Genomic DNA, 14269 nt, shown 5'->3' on the forward strand with positions numbered 1-14269 from the left:
TTAAGAGTCTGCTGGAAAGTTCAGGGTATGCTACATAGCATACAATATAAGCCCTGCTATCAACAGCAGGTAGGCCGTCTAATTGTGTAGGACAGGAGTTGAAAATGGACAAAGAATCTAAAAACACACCAGAAAAAAAACCAGATGCCACCGGTTTATATGATCGTGTTCTGGATCGTTTAACCGAAACATTGGGAAACGCTGAGCATCACTCCTGGGAATATCTGCAAGAAAAGATAGAAGAAGCGGTAGAACTGGAGATTACCGCCGAAGAGATGACGCGAGATGAGATAGACCTGCTCACCGCGTATCTGAAACGCGATGTCAAACAGCTAGGCTACTACGCACACGAAACTGGCGAAGGCATAGCGGCCTGGTTGCATTTTGATTTGAATGTTCTGGAAAGCACCCTCGTTAAAAATCTGATGGCGTTGGCCGATCAAACGCGTATCGAGCAGGAGCGGTTGCGTGAGCAGTTAGCTAATGAAGATGACGCCTATATGGCGGGAGAGATTGCTGCCGTAGGTACATTCGAATGTCAGGGATGTGAGCAGCGCATGCAACTCACGCAAACCAGTATCATCCAGCCGTGTCGCGAGTGTGGATTTGAACATTTCAAGCGAATTTCAAACCCGTGGAACAAGCTTGTGTAAGTCAGGCTAGTATATCCAGCTATCTCAACATAAATTGCTGAGATGGCTGGCCAAAATGCCGGGAATAAGTGCTCGAAGTACGTCTCGTAAAAAGATCCCGATCAGCGTGATCAGTCGATCAAACCATACTGATCACGTAAAATTTCAACAATATCCGCTTTAGGATTATCAGAAAGCACTAATTTTTTACCAGTGACTTTCTCGGCAATGCCCACATACGTCGCTGAAATATTCATCATCACCGCTGCAGGCAAGGCGTTGTCGCGTGCCAGTGCTTTGCGTTCGGGCATACGCTCTTTGTTCAGCAGAATATCCGGATCAGGGAAATTGTTTAGCAGCCATTGACGAAAACCTTCTTTAGAATTCTCAACGATTTTGCCTTCACGATAAGCCGCGCCTTCCCAAATCCGTGAAGAGTCGGGTGTGCCAACCTCATCCATATAGATCAGCTTCTCATTGCCAGCGGCATCGGTCACATACCCAAATTCAAATTTGGTATCGACAAAAATCTGATCCAGTGCCGCCAGTGCATCGCTGATAACGCCGAAGCCTTCTTTAAGCAGTTTTTCGTATTGAGTGATATCAGCTTTGCTGCGCAGATTAAAGGCGGCAAAGTTATCTTCCAGGTTCTTACGTGTGATGTTCACATCATCCGCTTCAGGTACACCGTCAATACCTTTCAGGATGCCTTTGGTGGACGGCGTGATCAGTAGCTCAGGTAGCTTCTGGTCTTTCTGCAGGCCATCGGGTAACTGAATGCCGCAGAACTCGCGCTCCCCTTTAGAGTAGGCGCGCCACATAGAGCCCGTGATGTACTGGCGACAGATCGCCTCGATCATCACCGGTTTGGCTTTCTGCACAATCCAGACAAACGGATGCGGAATGTCCAGAATATGGCTATCGGCTAAACCGTTATCACGAAACAGCTTAAACCAATGATTAGAAATCGCGTTCAACGCCGCGCCTTTACCCGGCACACCGTTCATACCGCCTTCGCCATGCCAGATACAGTCAAATGCAGAGATACGGTCGCTAATCACCATAATTGCTAACGGTGCATCCGCCGCAACATCATAGCCTTTCTCTTCGATAAGGCGACGGCTGTCGGCGGCGGTTAACCAGTAAACCGAGCGTACTTTACCGCTATGGACGGGGCTATCGGTACGAATTGGCAGGTCGTTATTAACGGCCAGCACTTTATCGGCAAGACTCATAGGTAAACTGTCCTGTTCAGGAGTGAATCACGAAGGCTTTTTTACAGTATAGGGTTTGCGACATCACGTTTTACCGCCCTATCGCAACCGGTTTATTTCTTCTGCTTAATTTTTTGCTTAGCTTTACCCGTCGTTTTAGACGTAGTCACCCTGTCACGGATGATCTTGGTTTGGCTGGGTTTGTTGGCACGTGGCTTCTGCGATTTCTGGGTGATCTGTTTCAGTAAGTTTTCACGATTACCCACTTCAAAACCCGGCATGTTAATACGTTTAATTCTGCTGCCGATAAGACGTTCGATATCATCCAGTGCGCGTTCTTCTTCGCGGCTGACAAACGATATCGCATGGCCTTTAGCGCCTGCACGGCCGGTACGACCAATACGGTGAACATAATCTTCGGCAAGAAACGGCAGATTATAGTTAACCACATACTCCAGCCCTTTAATGTCCAAACCACGAGCAGCCACTTCGGTAGCGATCATTACCTGTACTTTGCCGGCTTTAAAATCGGCTAAAGCACGCTTGCGTGACCCCTGCGTTTTATCGCCGTGACACACCACATAAGTGATCTTGTCCATCTTCAGATCGACCACTAACTCATCTGCCTGAGCTTTGGTACTGGTAAACACTAATACCTGATACCAATTCTGCGCCTTGATCAACTCAAGAAACAAGTCCGCTTTGCGGCGCTCTTCTACCGGATAGACCACATGATCAACCGTATCGGCGGTCGAGTTTTGCTTAGCAACACGGATAGTTTCGTGACGGCTCATCAGCTTTCTGGCTAACTCATTAACCGTAGGCGTAACCGTGGCAGAAAACATAAGGGTTTGATGCTTGCTTGCTGTTTGTTGGATCAACTTATAAACATCGTTGATAAAGCCCATGTCGAGCATGCGATCGGCTTCATCTAATACCACAAACTCAACCTTAGATAAGCTGATATTACATTGCACCACATGCTCAAGCAGCCGCCCTGGCGTAGCTACCAGAATATCGACACCGGCCTTTAACCTGCCTTTTTGTGAGTCCGTACTCACGCCGCCGTAAATACCTTTAACTGTAAAGGGCAGGAACTGCGCATAACCTTTAATTGTGGTGGTTAGCTGTTCGGCCAGCTCACGCGTAGGTGCCAGAATCAGCGTACGAACCTGGCCCGGCTGAGTAGTGACAGGGCGGTCATGCATCTGCTGCAAAACCGGCACAGTAAAGGCTGCAGTTTTACCTGTGCCCGTTTGAGCATTAGCCAACACATCCTTACCACGACGGGCAGGAATAATTGCTTGTTCTTGAATCGGAGTCATCTGGCTGTAGCCGCAGGCATCCAAAGCACGTTGTAGCTCGGGAGCCAGGTCTAAAGAGGAAAACTTCATTATCTATCCTTTGTGGACAACGCCACAGCCAAAAAATACAGGTCGGATATTATAAAGGAAATTAGTATTATGATCGCCGTTTTTCGTGCATGTTTTAACGAGAAGCCGCAACGCTTAACCTAAGCAACAGAATCCCCCTGTGTGCTTCACGCACGTTCGCAAATAATACCTTAGTGTGAAGCGGGCTCTTGTGTCATCCGGAGCAGTATTTCAGGGCAGACTCTCAACCATCTTGGATTGGGTTCTGGCGATTAAGTGCAATTTATTCTGAGCAAGCTTTGGAAGAATTAAAACCTGTCAAGTCGACGCACTAGCACTAACGCATATGAGTCTTCTCAAATAATAATCAAAAGTAAGGCTTACGTGCAAAGAAATGAATATTGTACCTTCTAAGGAAAATTATCTTTAAACAGCAAACCGTCCGCTGTTTTGCCAGCCATTGAGGATGCAATATGAATAAACCTGAAAAACTAAATTATGTCGAGTTTTCAACCAAAGACTTGGCGGCGACAAAACAGTTCTTTGCTCGGGTATTTGCTTGGGCGTTCGTTGATTATGGTCCTGAATATACCGCATTTTCTAATCAAGGTTTAAATGGTGGTTTTTTTCAGGCAGACTTAGCTTCGACTGTGGCTTCAGGCGGTGCGTTACTGGTCTTTTACAGTGCGGATATAAAAGCGACATTAGCAAAAATTGTGCAGTATGGTGGCGTGATCAATCGGCCTGTTTTTGAGTTTCCGGGCGGCTATCGGTTTCACTTTATCGAGCCAGGTGGTAATGAATTTGCGGTGTGGTCCGAAGGTTGCGCCTAAGCACGGCTATCGAAGACCTATCTTATCTGTGGTACCTTGACTGAGCGCATACGAAATAAGCTGTTCATACGGAGCCTTATGAATATTACTATTTCACATAGATGTTGGTTCTCCTGTAGGAGGCTTACGGTCAATAAGTTCATGCCTAACCTGCGTGTCAATTAGGTCGCTCGCTAGTTCGCAGTAATCTTACAGTTTTAAATACAACCGCAAAAAACACGCACAAACACAACCGAAAATACACACAAACTAATTCACATAAGCAGTCTGCTGCCAGTTTCCTGATGTTGGTTTTTCCTCGACTATTGTCTTCACAGGCCACTGTGTTGCTTTGGCGCAGCCGAGAAAACCCAAAAGAAATTACGCAGTAAATCGAACAGTAAAAAGATATCTTGCGGATTAAAACCACACTGCAAACGCGGTGTCGGATCTGCTTGATTCTGAAAAACAAAACATCAAGCGTAAAGCCAAAAGGGTATATGTCGCTGATCATCTCTTTAAGGGTAAAAAATGAACCAGACATCGAAAATTACTATTTCATCACTTGATGCCACACGGCTTGAGAAAATGCTGGATTCCTTGGATGATAGCCACTTTCCCGCTCAGGATGCGTTGTCTTATGAATTAGCCAGCGCCGAGATTGTTGCGCCTGAAGATATACCGCCCAATCTCGTTACGATGAATTCAACCGTAAAGTTTATGAATAAATCTTCTGGTAAGGAGTCTTCTTTAACACTGACTTATCCACAAGATAGCCGTAACGGTGATGCTACTGTTTCGATACTGGCACCGGTTGGTGCTGCGTTGCTTGGACTGGCAGAAGGCAAACAAGTCGAATGGCCGAAACCTGATGGCGGTGTATTGGTCGTCGAAATCATTGAGGTGATTTATCAGCCTGAGCGTGAAGGTGAGTTTCTCATCTAATTTAAAAGGTACTCAGCGCTTCAACCCAGGATGCCAACGTGATGCTGATTGGCAGCATTAGCGGCCAATCGTACATCTATCAGAACGAGAGTGTATTCTTGCCTTTCATCTCACCTGCCCACCTACCTATCAATAGCCCTGTCCTATCTGTTGTGCTGGTGGTGGTTGCGATTCATACTTGTTCTGCTAACGGTAAAGATGCGAGCTCTGATGAGAATAGTATTTTTGCCGAAGTGCATTAACGATTATTATGTGTCGATACCACTACTGAATTTCAGAGTATCTGTATTAAAAAATGAAAATTGAAACCACCACTTTACCTCAGGCAGCTATTACCTGCTCAAACTGCATGGCCTGCTGTTGCCGTTTGGAAGTCATGCTTATTACGGATACGGGAGTGCCCGATCGTTTTATTGAGATAGATGAGTGGGGCGGCATGCGAATGGCCCGGCTAGAAGATGGCTGGTGCGCGGCGTTGGATCGAGACTCTATGGGTTGCACTATTTACGAGAAGCGGCCTTTGATTTGCCGTGAATTTGAAATGGCTGAATACGAATGCATCTCCGAACGCGCTGCTAATATGTAAATGGCATAACAAGCGGCTTAGCTGAAGTTACCGGTGTCACATCCTAATGCTACTAACGCGAAAATTTAAAATGGGTTCTCATGACTAATTCACAATATTTTTATCGAACTGTCATTTACACACGAAAAGATAATGAAGTTGGGTTGGCAGACATTAATCAGCCAGACAATGTAACACCCTTAGATGAATGGCTGGGTCTTGTGGTGTCGCTAGCCGATGGTTCCCATACTATTCAGGAATTGCTGGATTACGTCAGTAAGCGATATCCAACACCGCCGCCTAATCTTGAAGCGACGTTGCACTCGGTAATTGAGCGGCTTGAGGAAGGTAATCTTATTAAATTAAGCGAGAGTCCCGTGGCTTTGCCTTATTATCTGGCCGAGCCTATTGAAGCACTCGACGTAGACAAAGCCCGACAACTCATCGAAGAAGATGGCTACAGGGTTCATTAAAATGCGGGTTGATAGATCTCCTTACCTCGCAGAAGAGCAGGCAGTGCCATCAGTTAAATAGTGCATTTAATTGAGTGAGTCCTGCCTTGTAGATGCCCTGGATTGCTGCTTTCGCATCAGCATCAGCAGCCCCGGAGGCTTCGAAGGTCGAGCTTCAGATAACCTTACTGGTATGGTTTTTCGCTGATTCGACTCGTAGGGTAGATTGATAGTCTTTAACGGGTAGAGGATCAGACGTTATCGCGTAGCTGTAGTGTTGCCCTTGTGCATTATAATTAGTCAGGCGTTCGGTGATAGTGGCGCCATCCTGAAGCGTTAATGTTCTTACGTCTTCTGCCTGGTGACTCTTGGCGATGGCGGGGTGCCAGCGATCAAGTCCGTTGAAGTTGCCCGCCAGTGCCCATACAGCCGCAGGGTTAGCATTCACCATAATTGATTCTTCAACCTCGAGCGTCCCCGCAGCAAAGCCCGGAATAGAGACAAGGCCGCAGTACAGAGCTGCACCTGCGATCATTTTATTTATCATGACATTATTCATTTATTATTAGAAAGCAGTGTTAACCATAAACCTGTAGAGGTAAAAATCTATCCTGCACAGGTACCTTATCCTTAAGTATTAATAGTGTGGCGGACTTGAAATGCTTGGAGTAGTCTATATAAATAAGGTTAGTCCAGTATTACGGCTGTTGTTATGACTGTTATTCCGATTTGTGGAGGTTGTTAGCCTATTATGAATAAAGACCTGATGGTCAATACATGATTCCCTGTTCATCAAAAGACGGTGCAAATGAGCGGCGTCAGATTGCTCAGCTTTTCTTTTATTTCATACTGGTTATCGCTTCTGCCATCAGTGTGGGTAAGTGGATTGATTCTGATGCTGGCAGTGTTATTGATTATCGAATCTCCTATATCGATCAGAACTTATTAGAATATGATTATGATTCTGTATCTGATGGCCCTGATGATGTTTGTTTTGTTTCAACTCCATTTATTTATGCGAATGATACACGTACCGCTTTACCGCACTCCCCCCGTGCTTCTATAAAATTAATTGCTAAAAACTATTTCATCCGCGCTCCGCCTCTTCTCTTTAGTTAACTCTTATAGCTAGCTTTTATAGCTTAAGAATAGATATCCGATAAATTTAAGATTTAATTTTATATAGAATAAAGTTGGGTGTGATTTGTACCACTCAAACTTTATTTCTATTGTATGAAATATGGAGTTTTTTAATGAAATCATTAACCTTATATACAACAAATCCAGTCGATGAATTAGTCGTTACCCACGAGCACGCTGTGATTTCGCTGGGTTCTAGTGCGCTCGATATATTTACGGACTTTAAGGATGTAAATCCTTTTATTATCGATGAAAATATTTCAGCCATTGAAGCTGAAAGATTAATGAAAAAATCGCATGTGCGATTAAAATTGGTGGTTGATCACGATAAGAAGTTTTTGGGTGTGGTGAGTCTTGATGATTTAAATAACCAGGAAATCATGAAAAAACTGTCCGAAGGTTATGACCGTAATGACTTAACGATCACAGACTTCTTTCAGCCAAAGAGCAAGCTAAAGGCTTTCGATTATGCTGAATTGTGTCACGCTACCATTTTTGATGTTGTTGAAGTGCTAAAAAATAATGCTCAGCAGCATTGCTTGGTAATTGACCGGACGCAGCACAAAATACGCGGTGTTATTTCGGCCAGTGACATTGCGAGACGGTTACAGATTGCAGTGGATATCACCAAAGCATCGAGCTTTGTGGGTATTTATAATGCTGTTCATGTGTAAAAAGCAATGCCACATCTGAGCTAGACCCAGGTCAGACCGTAGTCAGGTTTAAGCTCTGTTGATGCTACATCAGCCCCAGGTAGGGGCTGATGTACAAGATGTTTAGGCTGTTGCCTCAGTGCTGATAAGCCCTGCATACACCATATAAAACAGTAGCAGCCCGAAAATAATTCGATACACACCAAAGGCTACAAATGTCCATCGATCAAGGAAGGATATAAAGAGTCGCATAACGATATAGGCACTTAAAAATGCCATCACAAAACCCGCAATTAACGGCCAGGCATTAACGCCGATAAAGTCCTGATAGTGTTTTAGTAGGTCTAAACCGCTGGCTGCGACCATCACAGGCATCGCTAATAAAAATGAAAATTCGGCACTGGCTTTGCGGTTAATACCCAGCAGCAGGGCACCAATAATGGTTGCGCCTGCCCGGCTGGTACCCGGAATTAATGCAAACACCTGCGCAATGCCAATAATGGCAGCCTGTGGAAAGGTTATATCTTCAACATCGTTCACGGTCGGCTCATGGTGTTTAAGACGGCGCTCAACCCACAAAAATATAAGCCCTCCTATTATGAACATGGTAGCCACGACTTCGACGGAAAACAGTTCTTTTATCTGGCTATGAAATAACAACCCCACTATGCCAATAGGGATAAAGGAAACGGCGACCTTCATCCATAATGTTGTATGGCGAAATGTGAATTTATCCCGGTAGTTTGCAACAACGGCAAGAATAGCGGCCAGTTGAATAATAACCTCAAATGCTTTGTTGCTATCTGTGGCGGGTAAACCTAGCAGATCACTGGCAATAATGAGGTGGCCTGTAGAGGATATGGGCAAGAACTCTGTAATGCCTTCTATAATGCCGAGCGTTATTCCTTGTAGCAAATCCATCTATCTAACCCTTGTAAGAAAAGCATGTATGAAAAATATCATGACGGAAATGTTGTCACGATAGGGTGTTTTTTATATCGATAAATTTTTCATGATGAGAATTTTCACCAAATGATGCGTATTTTGAACGTAAGCAGGTTATTTGCAATTTAATCTTTATTGTTATTTACGATCTTATGCTTTTAGTCGGAGCTATCTGTCGGTTTTTTACATATTTATACTGATCTTGAGGTAACGAGGGGGTGTGGGGAATGAAACGCTACGCATTGGTGTTTTTTGTTTGACTAAAAGCAGCCGCCCGGATGATTCCGAACGACTATTTTGTTGGGTTCGTACTAAAAATCAGTTATTGAATAAGGCATTTTTATATGGGGTTCCAGTAGTTCTATTGCTGACCCCAGTGCAGATGATACATTTGTAGGAATAGATAACGTTGTGATGTTTGAATCTGTTCGCTTTTCACATGCGCTATTATCCGTGAGGTTTTTGTCTTGTTGCACTGGGCGGTATGCCAAAATAGTCTTTAAAACAGTGACTGAAGTGACTCGTACTGATAAAACCGCAGGCGAGGGAAATATTGATGATTGATTCATTGCTTTGTTGAAGCAGTCGCCTTGCGTAGGATAAACGTAATTCAAGGTAGTAGCGCGAGGGTGATGTTTCCAGATAGGTCTGAAACATGCGTTCTATCTGACGCCGTGAAAGACTGACTAATGCTGCCAGTTCTTCCAGGTGAAGTGGCTCGTCAATATTGGTGTGCATCAGCGCTAAAAGGTTGCGAAGTGCCACGGGAAACGCTGAGTTATCACCTGCTAGTAGTAGTGTATGGTCGTTGTTCTCTGTTACTTGATCACAACTAAGAATTTCACGAACTGCACGGGCAAGGTGGCTGCCTTGAGTCTGTTCTATGAGTGATAACATTATTTGCAGCGCACTGACAGGGCCTGCACAGCTGATCAATTTCTCTTCGATAACTAGCGTGTTGGGCGAAAGCCTTACTTGGCTAAAGCGCTCTTTTATGTATGCATGGTTATCGGGATGGGCCGCACAACTGTGGCCATCAAGCAGACCTGCATGAGCCAATGCAATGGCGCCGTTCCATATTCCACCTAAGGTGAGTCCTTGCTTTTCTGCCGCTTTAAGTACTGACGAGAGTGGCGGTTTTTCTTCTAATGCGCATCGGAATCCGCCGCAAATGATCAATACATCAGCGGCATTATTTCCCTCCAGAGGTACCTGTTTGAGGTAGGTGTTGGTCGATATTTCGATCCCAAGATCACTGTTAACGGTTTGAGAATCAATCCCGATCGTTATGTGTGAAAAAAGCGCTACCGTATTGACAAGATTGGCGGTGACCAAGGCATCGACCGCTGCGGTAAAAGCCATCATTGAGAAATGCTCTAATAGCACGAAGCCAACGATCAATGGCTTTACTGTCAGCTCCTCGCTTGGCAGGTAGACACTGTTTTTTGCACGCATTACGGAACTAAAATCGCGCTTTATCAGGGAATTAGTCAAATTTTACCTATTATGCCATCGCTTATACATGACCTATTGTCTGGTTTTTCAGAGACGTTGTCGATAATCAAGAGGCCATAACCTGATTAAACAGCACGCTGCAAGCCGTTATCTGTTTGAGTTCATCAATAGCGTGAATGATGGTATTAATGTGATCAACGCAATTAGCGTTTGCAAACATAGCCTTAGCTATTGACATATTATTAAATTGCACTAGCATACTAGTACATGAATACAGACAAGCAATATACCCGTGAGTTAATGGAGCATCTGCTGGCGTTTAATACGCCGGATGAGATGGAGCAGGCGTTGCGTGCGCTGCTAACCCCTGCTGAATTCAGCGAGGTCACTAAGCGGTTACAGATTTTCAAGCTGTTGGGGCAGGGTATGCCACAGCGTCAGATTGCTGAAACGCTGGGTGTGGGTATTGCCACCGTGACGCGTGGTTCGCGTGCGCTTAAAGCCGAATAAGGATAACTGAGAGTAAATAAGGTTAAATGAATATGATGTCCCGTAGACCTGATCGTATCGATCTTCCTCGCAAACCGCATTATGTCACTATCACGTCTGATTGTGATTTTTTTGATCTGTTTAAGAAAATCGACAAGCAGTTTGACACCTGTTTTATGTTGGAGTCGTTAGGTGAAGATAGTTTTATCTCGCGCTATTCGATTATCGGTTTTGATCCGGAAAAAATAATCTGGGCTGAAGGCAAAACGCTGACGATTCAGGAACGTGATGGCCAGTGCGAGCAGTATCACAGTGATAACCCTTATTACCTGTTGCGTGATTTGATGCCGCAGAATGTGATTTCACGTAAATATGCGGGTGGGCTAACGGGTTATCTCAGCTACGACAGTATGAATTACTTTGAGCCAACCCTTAATCTGCAAAGCAGCGAGCTGTTCGAGGCGTTTAAGTTTGGCCTTTATAAAGATGGCGTGATTCTGGATAAGATGACAGGCGAGGTTACCTATTTCTATTACACCGATAGCCGTCTGGACTTAGTGGAATCATTAATTGCTCAAGAGTATGTGGGCAATGGCGCGCTGCAAATCACGCCCATGGGTGAGACGATGACGCAGGCTGAGCACGCGGCCGCGGTGATGAAGGTTAAGCAGGATATTATTGACGGTAAAATTTTCCAGACCGAGGTGGGCTTTAAGAAGCGCTTTAAGCTGGAAGGCGACACCATCAATATTTATGAGAAATTGCGCGAGGTTAATCCGTCTCCGCAGATGTATTACGTTAAGTTTGGCGAGCAGAAGCTGATCGGGGCCAGTCCTGAGTTATTGTTCCGTTTGCGTCAGGGCGAAATGGAAACCTTCCCGTTGGCAGGTACGGCAAAACGCGGTGCTACAGAGGAAGAAGACCGCGCCTTGGCGCGTAATCTGCTGAACGATCCTAAAGAGATCGCCGAGCACAATATGATTGTCGATCTGCACCGCAATGATATTGGTCGGGTGGCGCAGTTTGGTACGGTGAAAGTACGCAGCTTGATGGATATTAAACGCTTTAGCCATGTGCAACATATCTCCAGTGAAATTGTCGGTATTATCGCCGAAGATCAGGATATGTTCTCTGCATTGGCGAGTAATTTTCCAGCGGGTACGCTTACCGGAGCGCCAAAAATTGAAGCGATGAAAGTTATTAATGAGCTGGAACTGGACGGCCGTGGCCCGTATGGCGGCGCTGTAGGAAACTTTTCTTTTAATGGCGATTGCACCTTTGCTATTCCGATTCGGACGGTGTTTGCTAACGGCGAAGAGGCATATGTGCAAACCTGTGGAGGCAATGTTTACGATTCCAATGCCGAAGATGAATATGAAGAGATTCAGCGTAAGTTTGCAGGTACCAAGAAAGTCCTGGATCTATTTATTAAGGAAGAGGCGTGAGCATGAAAGTTTATATTATCGATAATTACGACTCGTTCACCTATAACCTCTATCAGTATATTGGCGAGATCCTGACATCTGAAAAAGCCAAAGGGGCTGTGGATGATTTCGAGATTATTGTTAAACGTAATGATCAGGTAACGCTTGAAGAGATTAAAGCCGCCAATCCTGACCGAATCATTATCTCTCCGGGGCCGGGCTCACCAGAAGATGAGCACTATTTTGGCGTCTGTGCTGAGGTTATCGGGCAGCTGGGTAAAACCATTCCCTTATTGGGCGTGTGTTTGGGAATGCAGGGTATTGTGCATCAGTTTGGCGGTAAGGTGGTGAAAGCTCCGCTGCCTGTACATGGTAAGATCAGCCCGATTACACATAATGGAAAGGGGATTTTTCGCGGTATTCCCGATAAGCTTGAAGTGATGCGTTATCATTCGCTGATGGCTGAAGTTGAGAGTTTCCCTGAGTGCCTGATATTGACCTCAGTGGTGGGAGAATTAGCAGCAGATGAGTTTGCTGATTATGCAAGAATCCATCAGGGCGGGGCGTTTGAAATTATGGCGGTCCAGCATCGTGAATATCCGATTAGCGGTATCCAATTTCATCCCGAGTCCTTTGCCACTGAAGGCGGCAAAGAGCTGATTAAGAACTTTCTTTTCTTCGCGGAATAAAACCCGCTGCTATCAATAGCATGCTGAATAACAACACAGGCAGTACCCCGTAGAGTTGATACGGTGTACTGCCTGATCTGTTCTCTATCTGTCCTTTCAATACTGCCACTTCATACGCCGGTGCTTGTGCTGCGATATCGCCATAGGGGTCGACAATGGCGGTGAGTCCGTTATTGGTGCTTCGGACTAGCCAGCGACCATTCTCTAACGCACGCATGCGCGCAATCTGTAGATGTTGCGCCGGTGCAATTGAATGGCTAAACCATGTATCGTTCGATACGGTGAGAATCCAGTCGCTGTCAGCAGACATTTTTCTGACCAGTTCCGGGTAGGCTATTTCATAGCAGATGGCCGCTGCGATTTTGCTGTCGCCCACACTTAGTGTGGTCTGTTGTTGTGTCGGCAGGCTGAAGCTGGACATAGGTAGATTGAAAAACTCGATCAGCCCCCGCAAGTAGTTTTCCATGGGTACATATTCGCCAAAAGGTACCAGTCGTTGTTTGTGGTAAATATCGGTTTCGCCTGTTAATAGCGCAAGGCTGTTGTATGCGCGATAGCCATTGGGGTGTGTTGTGTCACGTTCAATCGAGGGGATGCCACTGATCAGTGAGCGGTTATCTGCATTGAAAATGCTGAGCAGGTTATGCATGTAAGGTGTTGCGGTCGATAATAACGAGGGAATAGCTGTTTCCGGCCAGATCACGATGGACGCCTGGGTCTGTTCAAGAGTGATTTTGCTATACAGGTTAAGAAAATCCGGCAGATAATTTTTGTCCCATTTTAGCTGCTGCGCAACATTGGCCTGAACAATATCGATATCCTGAAAGTTACCGCTTGCCTGAGTCCAGTCTTTAGGCAACACCAGAGATAGACAAGGCAGTGTCAGTATAATGGCAAGAGTAATGCGCTGAGTCATGCTGCGGGAGCGGATCAGTAATATACCCGCGAGCGACAGGCTAAGTGCCACTAATGACAGTAACCAGACACCGCCTATCGGTGCCCAGAATTTAAACGGGGTGTCTATGAGTGCGTAGCCAAGATAGAGCCACGGAAATCCGGTGAGAAACCAGCTGCGAATCCATTCAAATACTATCCATACACCGATGAAACCGGCGGCCGGGAAACGTGACCCTGAAAGCCATTTGGCATAACACCAGCCTTGCGCGGCGAACATAAGTGCCAGTCCCATAGCAAATGCCAGTGTCAGTAATGACGCCAGTAAAACCGAGGCATTGCCGTAAGTATGGATGCTGACATAGACCCACGAGACGCCTGAACCAAAAAAACCCACACCAAAGCACCAGCTGACCCATGCGGCTTTGCGCGGTGCTAGATCTTGTAGTAGTAAATACAGAATGCCCGGTGTGAGTAATATCAGGACCCACAGGTCAAGCGGGGAAAATGCCAGAGGCGTGAGCGCGCCGCATAGTAGTGATAGCAGCGCGCGGTGTTTCAGTAGGGCTGTTTGTAGCATTTCAGAA

At 45.6% G+C, this 14269-nt stretch carries 17 protein-coding genes; 11 read left to right on the forward strand and 6 right to left on the reverse strand.

Annotated features, from left to right (window positions below; all coding sequences use genetic code 11):
* The first annotated feature begins 104 nt into the window (after positions 1 to 104).
* Positions 105 to 653, forward strand: a complete 549-nt coding sequence (locus Nant_RS17355; RefSeq protein WP_054342895.1) for a zinc ribbon-containing protein — start codon at positions 105 to 107, stop codon at positions 651 to 653.
* A gap of 110 nt (positions 654 to 763) precedes the next feature.
* Here Nant_RS17355 and Nant_RS17360 read toward each other — a convergent pair whose 3' ends face one another.
* Together Nant_RS17360 and Nant_RS17365 are read right to left on the reverse strand one after the other, a co-directional pair.
* Positions 764 to 1867: a phosphoribosylaminoimidazolesuccinocarboxamide synthase gene (locus Nant_RS17360; protein ID WP_054342896.1), complete on the reverse strand. Its 1104-nt coding sequence runs from the start codon at positions 1865 to 1867 to the stop codon at positions 764 to 766.
* Between the two features lie 92 nt (positions 1868 to 1959).
* Positions 1960 to 3240 carry a DEAD/DEAH box helicase gene (locus Nant_RS17365; protein ID WP_054342897.1) on the reverse strand — a complete coding sequence of 427 codons (1281 nt, stop codon included), beginning with the start codon at positions 3238 to 3240 and terminating at the stop codon, positions 1960 to 1962.
* 452 nt (positions 3241 to 3692) lie between these two features.
* Here Nant_RS17365 and Nant_RS17370 point away from each other — a divergent pair, with 452 nt between their 5' ends.
* From Nant_RS17370 to Nant_RS17390, 5 genes are all read left to right on the forward strand, one after another.
* Complete coding sequence (locus tag Nant_RS17370; RefSeq protein ID WP_054342898.1) at positions 3693 to 4052, forward strand: VOC family protein; 360 nt, start codon at positions 3693 to 3695, stop codon at positions 4050 to 4052.
* 510 nt (positions 4053 to 4562) lie between these two features.
* Positions 4563 to 4976: a nucleoside diphosphate kinase regulator gene (rnk, locus tag Nant_RS17375; protein ID WP_054342899.1), complete on the forward strand. Its 414-nt coding sequence runs from the start codon at positions 4563 to 4565 to the stop codon at positions 4974 to 4976.
* Between the two features lie 41 nt (positions 4977 to 5017).
* Complete coding sequence (locus tag Nant_RS17380) at positions 5018 to 5218, forward strand: hypothetical protein (RefSeq protein ID WP_054342900.1); 201 nt, start codon at positions 5018 to 5020, stop codon at positions 5216 to 5218.
* Between the two features lie 53 nt (positions 5219 to 5271).
* Positions 5272 to 5562: a YkgJ family cysteine cluster protein gene (locus tag Nant_RS17385; protein ID WP_054342901.1), complete on the forward strand. Its 291-nt coding sequence runs from the start codon at positions 5272 to 5274 to the stop codon at positions 5560 to 5562.
* A gap of 80 nt (positions 5563 to 5642) precedes the next feature.
* On the forward strand, positions 5643 to 6014 hold the full coding sequence (locus Nant_RS17390; protein WP_054342902.1) for a hypothetical protein: 372 nt from the start codon (positions 5643 to 5645) through the stop codon (positions 6012 to 6014).
* A gap of 154 nt (positions 6015 to 6168) precedes the next feature.
* On the opposite strand, the gene Nant_RS17395 is transcribed toward Nant_RS17390, so the two are convergent.
* Positions 6169 to 6540, reverse strand: a complete 372-nt coding sequence (locus tag Nant_RS17395) for an SRPBCC family protein (RefSeq protein ID WP_054342903.1) — start codon at positions 6538 to 6540, stop codon at positions 6169 to 6171.
* 230 nt (positions 6541 to 6770) lie between these two features.
* Here Nant_RS17395 and Nant_RS17400 point away from each other — a divergent pair, with 230 nt between their 5' ends.
* Positions 6771 to 7112 carry a hypothetical protein gene (locus Nant_RS17400; RefSeq protein ID WP_054342904.1) on the forward strand — a complete coding sequence of 114 codons (342 nt, stop codon included), beginning with the start codon at positions 6771 to 6773 and terminating at the stop codon, positions 7110 to 7112.
* Positions 7113 to 7246: 134 nt separating this feature from the next.
* Positions 7247 to 7807 carry a CBS domain-containing protein gene (locus tag Nant_RS17405; protein ID WP_054342905.1) on the forward strand — a complete coding sequence of 187 codons (561 nt, stop codon included), beginning with the start codon at positions 7247 to 7249 and terminating at the stop codon, positions 7805 to 7807.
* A gap of 102 nt (positions 7808 to 7909) precedes the next feature.
* Here the strand turns inward: Nant_RS17405 and Nant_RS17410 are convergent, their stop codons facing one another.
* Together Nant_RS17410 and Nant_RS17415 are read right to left on the reverse strand one after the other, a co-directional pair.
* Complete coding sequence (locus Nant_RS17410; protein ID WP_054342906.1) at positions 7910 to 8707, reverse strand: undecaprenyl-diphosphate phosphatase; 798 nt, start codon at positions 8705 to 8707, stop codon at positions 7910 to 7912.
* Between the two features lie 471 nt (positions 8708 to 9178).
* On the reverse strand, positions 9179 to 10186 hold the full coding sequence (locus Nant_RS17415) for a GlxA family transcriptional regulator (RefSeq protein WP_054342907.1): 1008 nt from the start codon (positions 10184 to 10186) through the stop codon (positions 9179 to 9181).
* Between the two features lie 267 nt (positions 10187 to 10453).
* Between Nant_RS17415 and Nant_RS17420 the strand changes: the two genes are divergently transcribed.
* The 3 genes from Nant_RS17420 to Nant_RS17430 are packed head-to-tail and all read left to right on the forward strand — an operon-like array spanning position 10454 to position 12788.
* Positions 10454 to 10696, forward strand: coding sequence for a Trp family transcriptional regulator (locus tag Nant_RS17420; RefSeq protein ID WP_054342908.1), 243 nt, complete (start codon positions 10454 to 10456; stop codon positions 10694 to 10696).
* Positions 10697 to 10731: 35 nt separating this feature from the next.
* Complete coding sequence (locus Nant_RS17425) at positions 10732 to 12120, forward strand: anthranilate synthase component I family protein (RefSeq protein WP_054343278.1); 1389 nt, start codon at positions 10732 to 10734, stop codon at positions 12118 to 12120.
* A gap of 2 nt (positions 12121 to 12122) precedes the next feature.
* Complete coding sequence (locus Nant_RS17430) at positions 12123 to 12788, forward strand: anthranilate synthase component II (protein ID WP_054342909.1); 666 nt, start codon at positions 12123 to 12125, stop codon at positions 12786 to 12788.
* Here Nant_RS17430 and lnt read toward each other — a convergent pair.
* Entirely contained in the window at positions 12760 to 14262 is a 1503-nt protein-coding gene (gene lnt, locus Nant_RS17435) for an apolipoprotein N-acyltransferase (RefSeq protein WP_054342910.1), read from the reverse strand. The genes Nant_RS17430 and lnt overlap by 29 nt on opposite strands.
* Between the last annotated feature and the right edge of the window lie 7 nt (positions 14263 to 14269).

Source organism: Neptunomonas antarctica (assembly GCF_001305295.1).
In the GTDB taxonomy this organism is placed as follows: Bacteria; Pseudomonadota; Gammaproteobacteria; order Pseudomonadales; family Balneatricaceae; genus Neptunomonas; species Neptunomonas antarctica.

Bases quoted from the DNA above. Each gene is read 5' to 3' on its own strand.
- Nant_RS17355 (WP_054342895.1), top strand. From the start codon at position 105: ATGGACAAAGAATCTAAAAACACACCAGAAAAAAAACCAGATGCCACC.
- Nant_RS17360 (WP_054342896.1), bottom strand. From the start codon at position 1,867: ATGAGTCTTGCCGATAAAGTGCTGGCCGTTAATAACGACCTGCCAATT.
- Nant_RS17365 (WP_054342897.1), bottom strand. From the start codon at position 3,240: ATGAAGTTTTCCTCTTTAGACCTGGCTCCCGAGCTACAACGTGCTTTG.
- Nant_RS17370 (WP_054342898.1), top strand. From the start codon at position 3,693: ATGAATAAACCTGAAAAACTAAATTATGTCGAGTTTTCAACCAAAGAC.
- rnk (WP_054342899.1), top strand. From the start codon at position 4,563: ATGAACCAGACATCGAAAATTACTATTTCATCACTTGATGCCACACGG.
- Nant_RS17380 (WP_054342900.1), top strand. From the start codon at position 5,018: ATGCTGATTGGCAGCATTAGCGGCCAATCGTACATCTATCAGAACGAG.
- Nant_RS17385 (WP_054342901.1), top strand. From the start codon at position 5,272: ATGAAAATTGAAACCACCACTTTACCTCAGGCAGCTATTACCTGCTCA.
- Nant_RS17390 (WP_054342902.1), top strand. From the start codon at position 5,643: ATGACTAATTCACAATATTTTTATCGAACTGTCATTTACACACGAAAA.
- Nant_RS17395 (WP_054342903.1), bottom strand. From the start codon at position 6,540: ATGATAAATAAAATGATCGCAGGTGCAGCTCTGTACTGCGGCCTTGTC.
- Nant_RS17400 (WP_054342904.1), top strand. From the start codon at position 6,771: ATGATTCCCTGTTCATCAAAAGACGGTGCAAATGAGCGGCGTCAGATT.
- Nant_RS17405 (WP_054342905.1), top strand. From the start codon at position 7,247: ATGAAATCATTAACCTTATATACAACAAATCCAGTCGATGAATTAGTC.
- Nant_RS17410 (WP_054342906.1), bottom strand. From the start codon at position 8,707: ATGGATTTGCTACAAGGAATAACGCTCGGCATTATAGAAGGCATTACA.
- Nant_RS17415 (WP_054342907.1), bottom strand. From the start codon at position 10,186: ATGCGTGCAAAAAACAGTGTCTACCTGCCAAGCGAGGAGCTGACAGTA.
- Nant_RS17420 (WP_054342908.1), top strand. From the start codon at position 10,454: ATGAATACAGACAAGCAATATACCCGTGAGTTAATGGAGCATCTGCTG.
- Nant_RS17425 (WP_054343278.1), top strand. From the start codon at position 10,732: ATGTCCCGTAGACCTGATCGTATCGATCTTCCTCGCAAACCGCATTAT.
- Nant_RS17430 (WP_054342909.1), top strand. From the start codon at position 12,123: ATGAAAGTTTATATTATCGATAATTACGACTCGTTCACCTATAACCTC.
- lnt (WP_054342910.1), bottom strand. From the start codon at position 14,262: ATGCTACAAACAGCCCTACTGAAACACCGCGCGCTGCTATCACTACTA.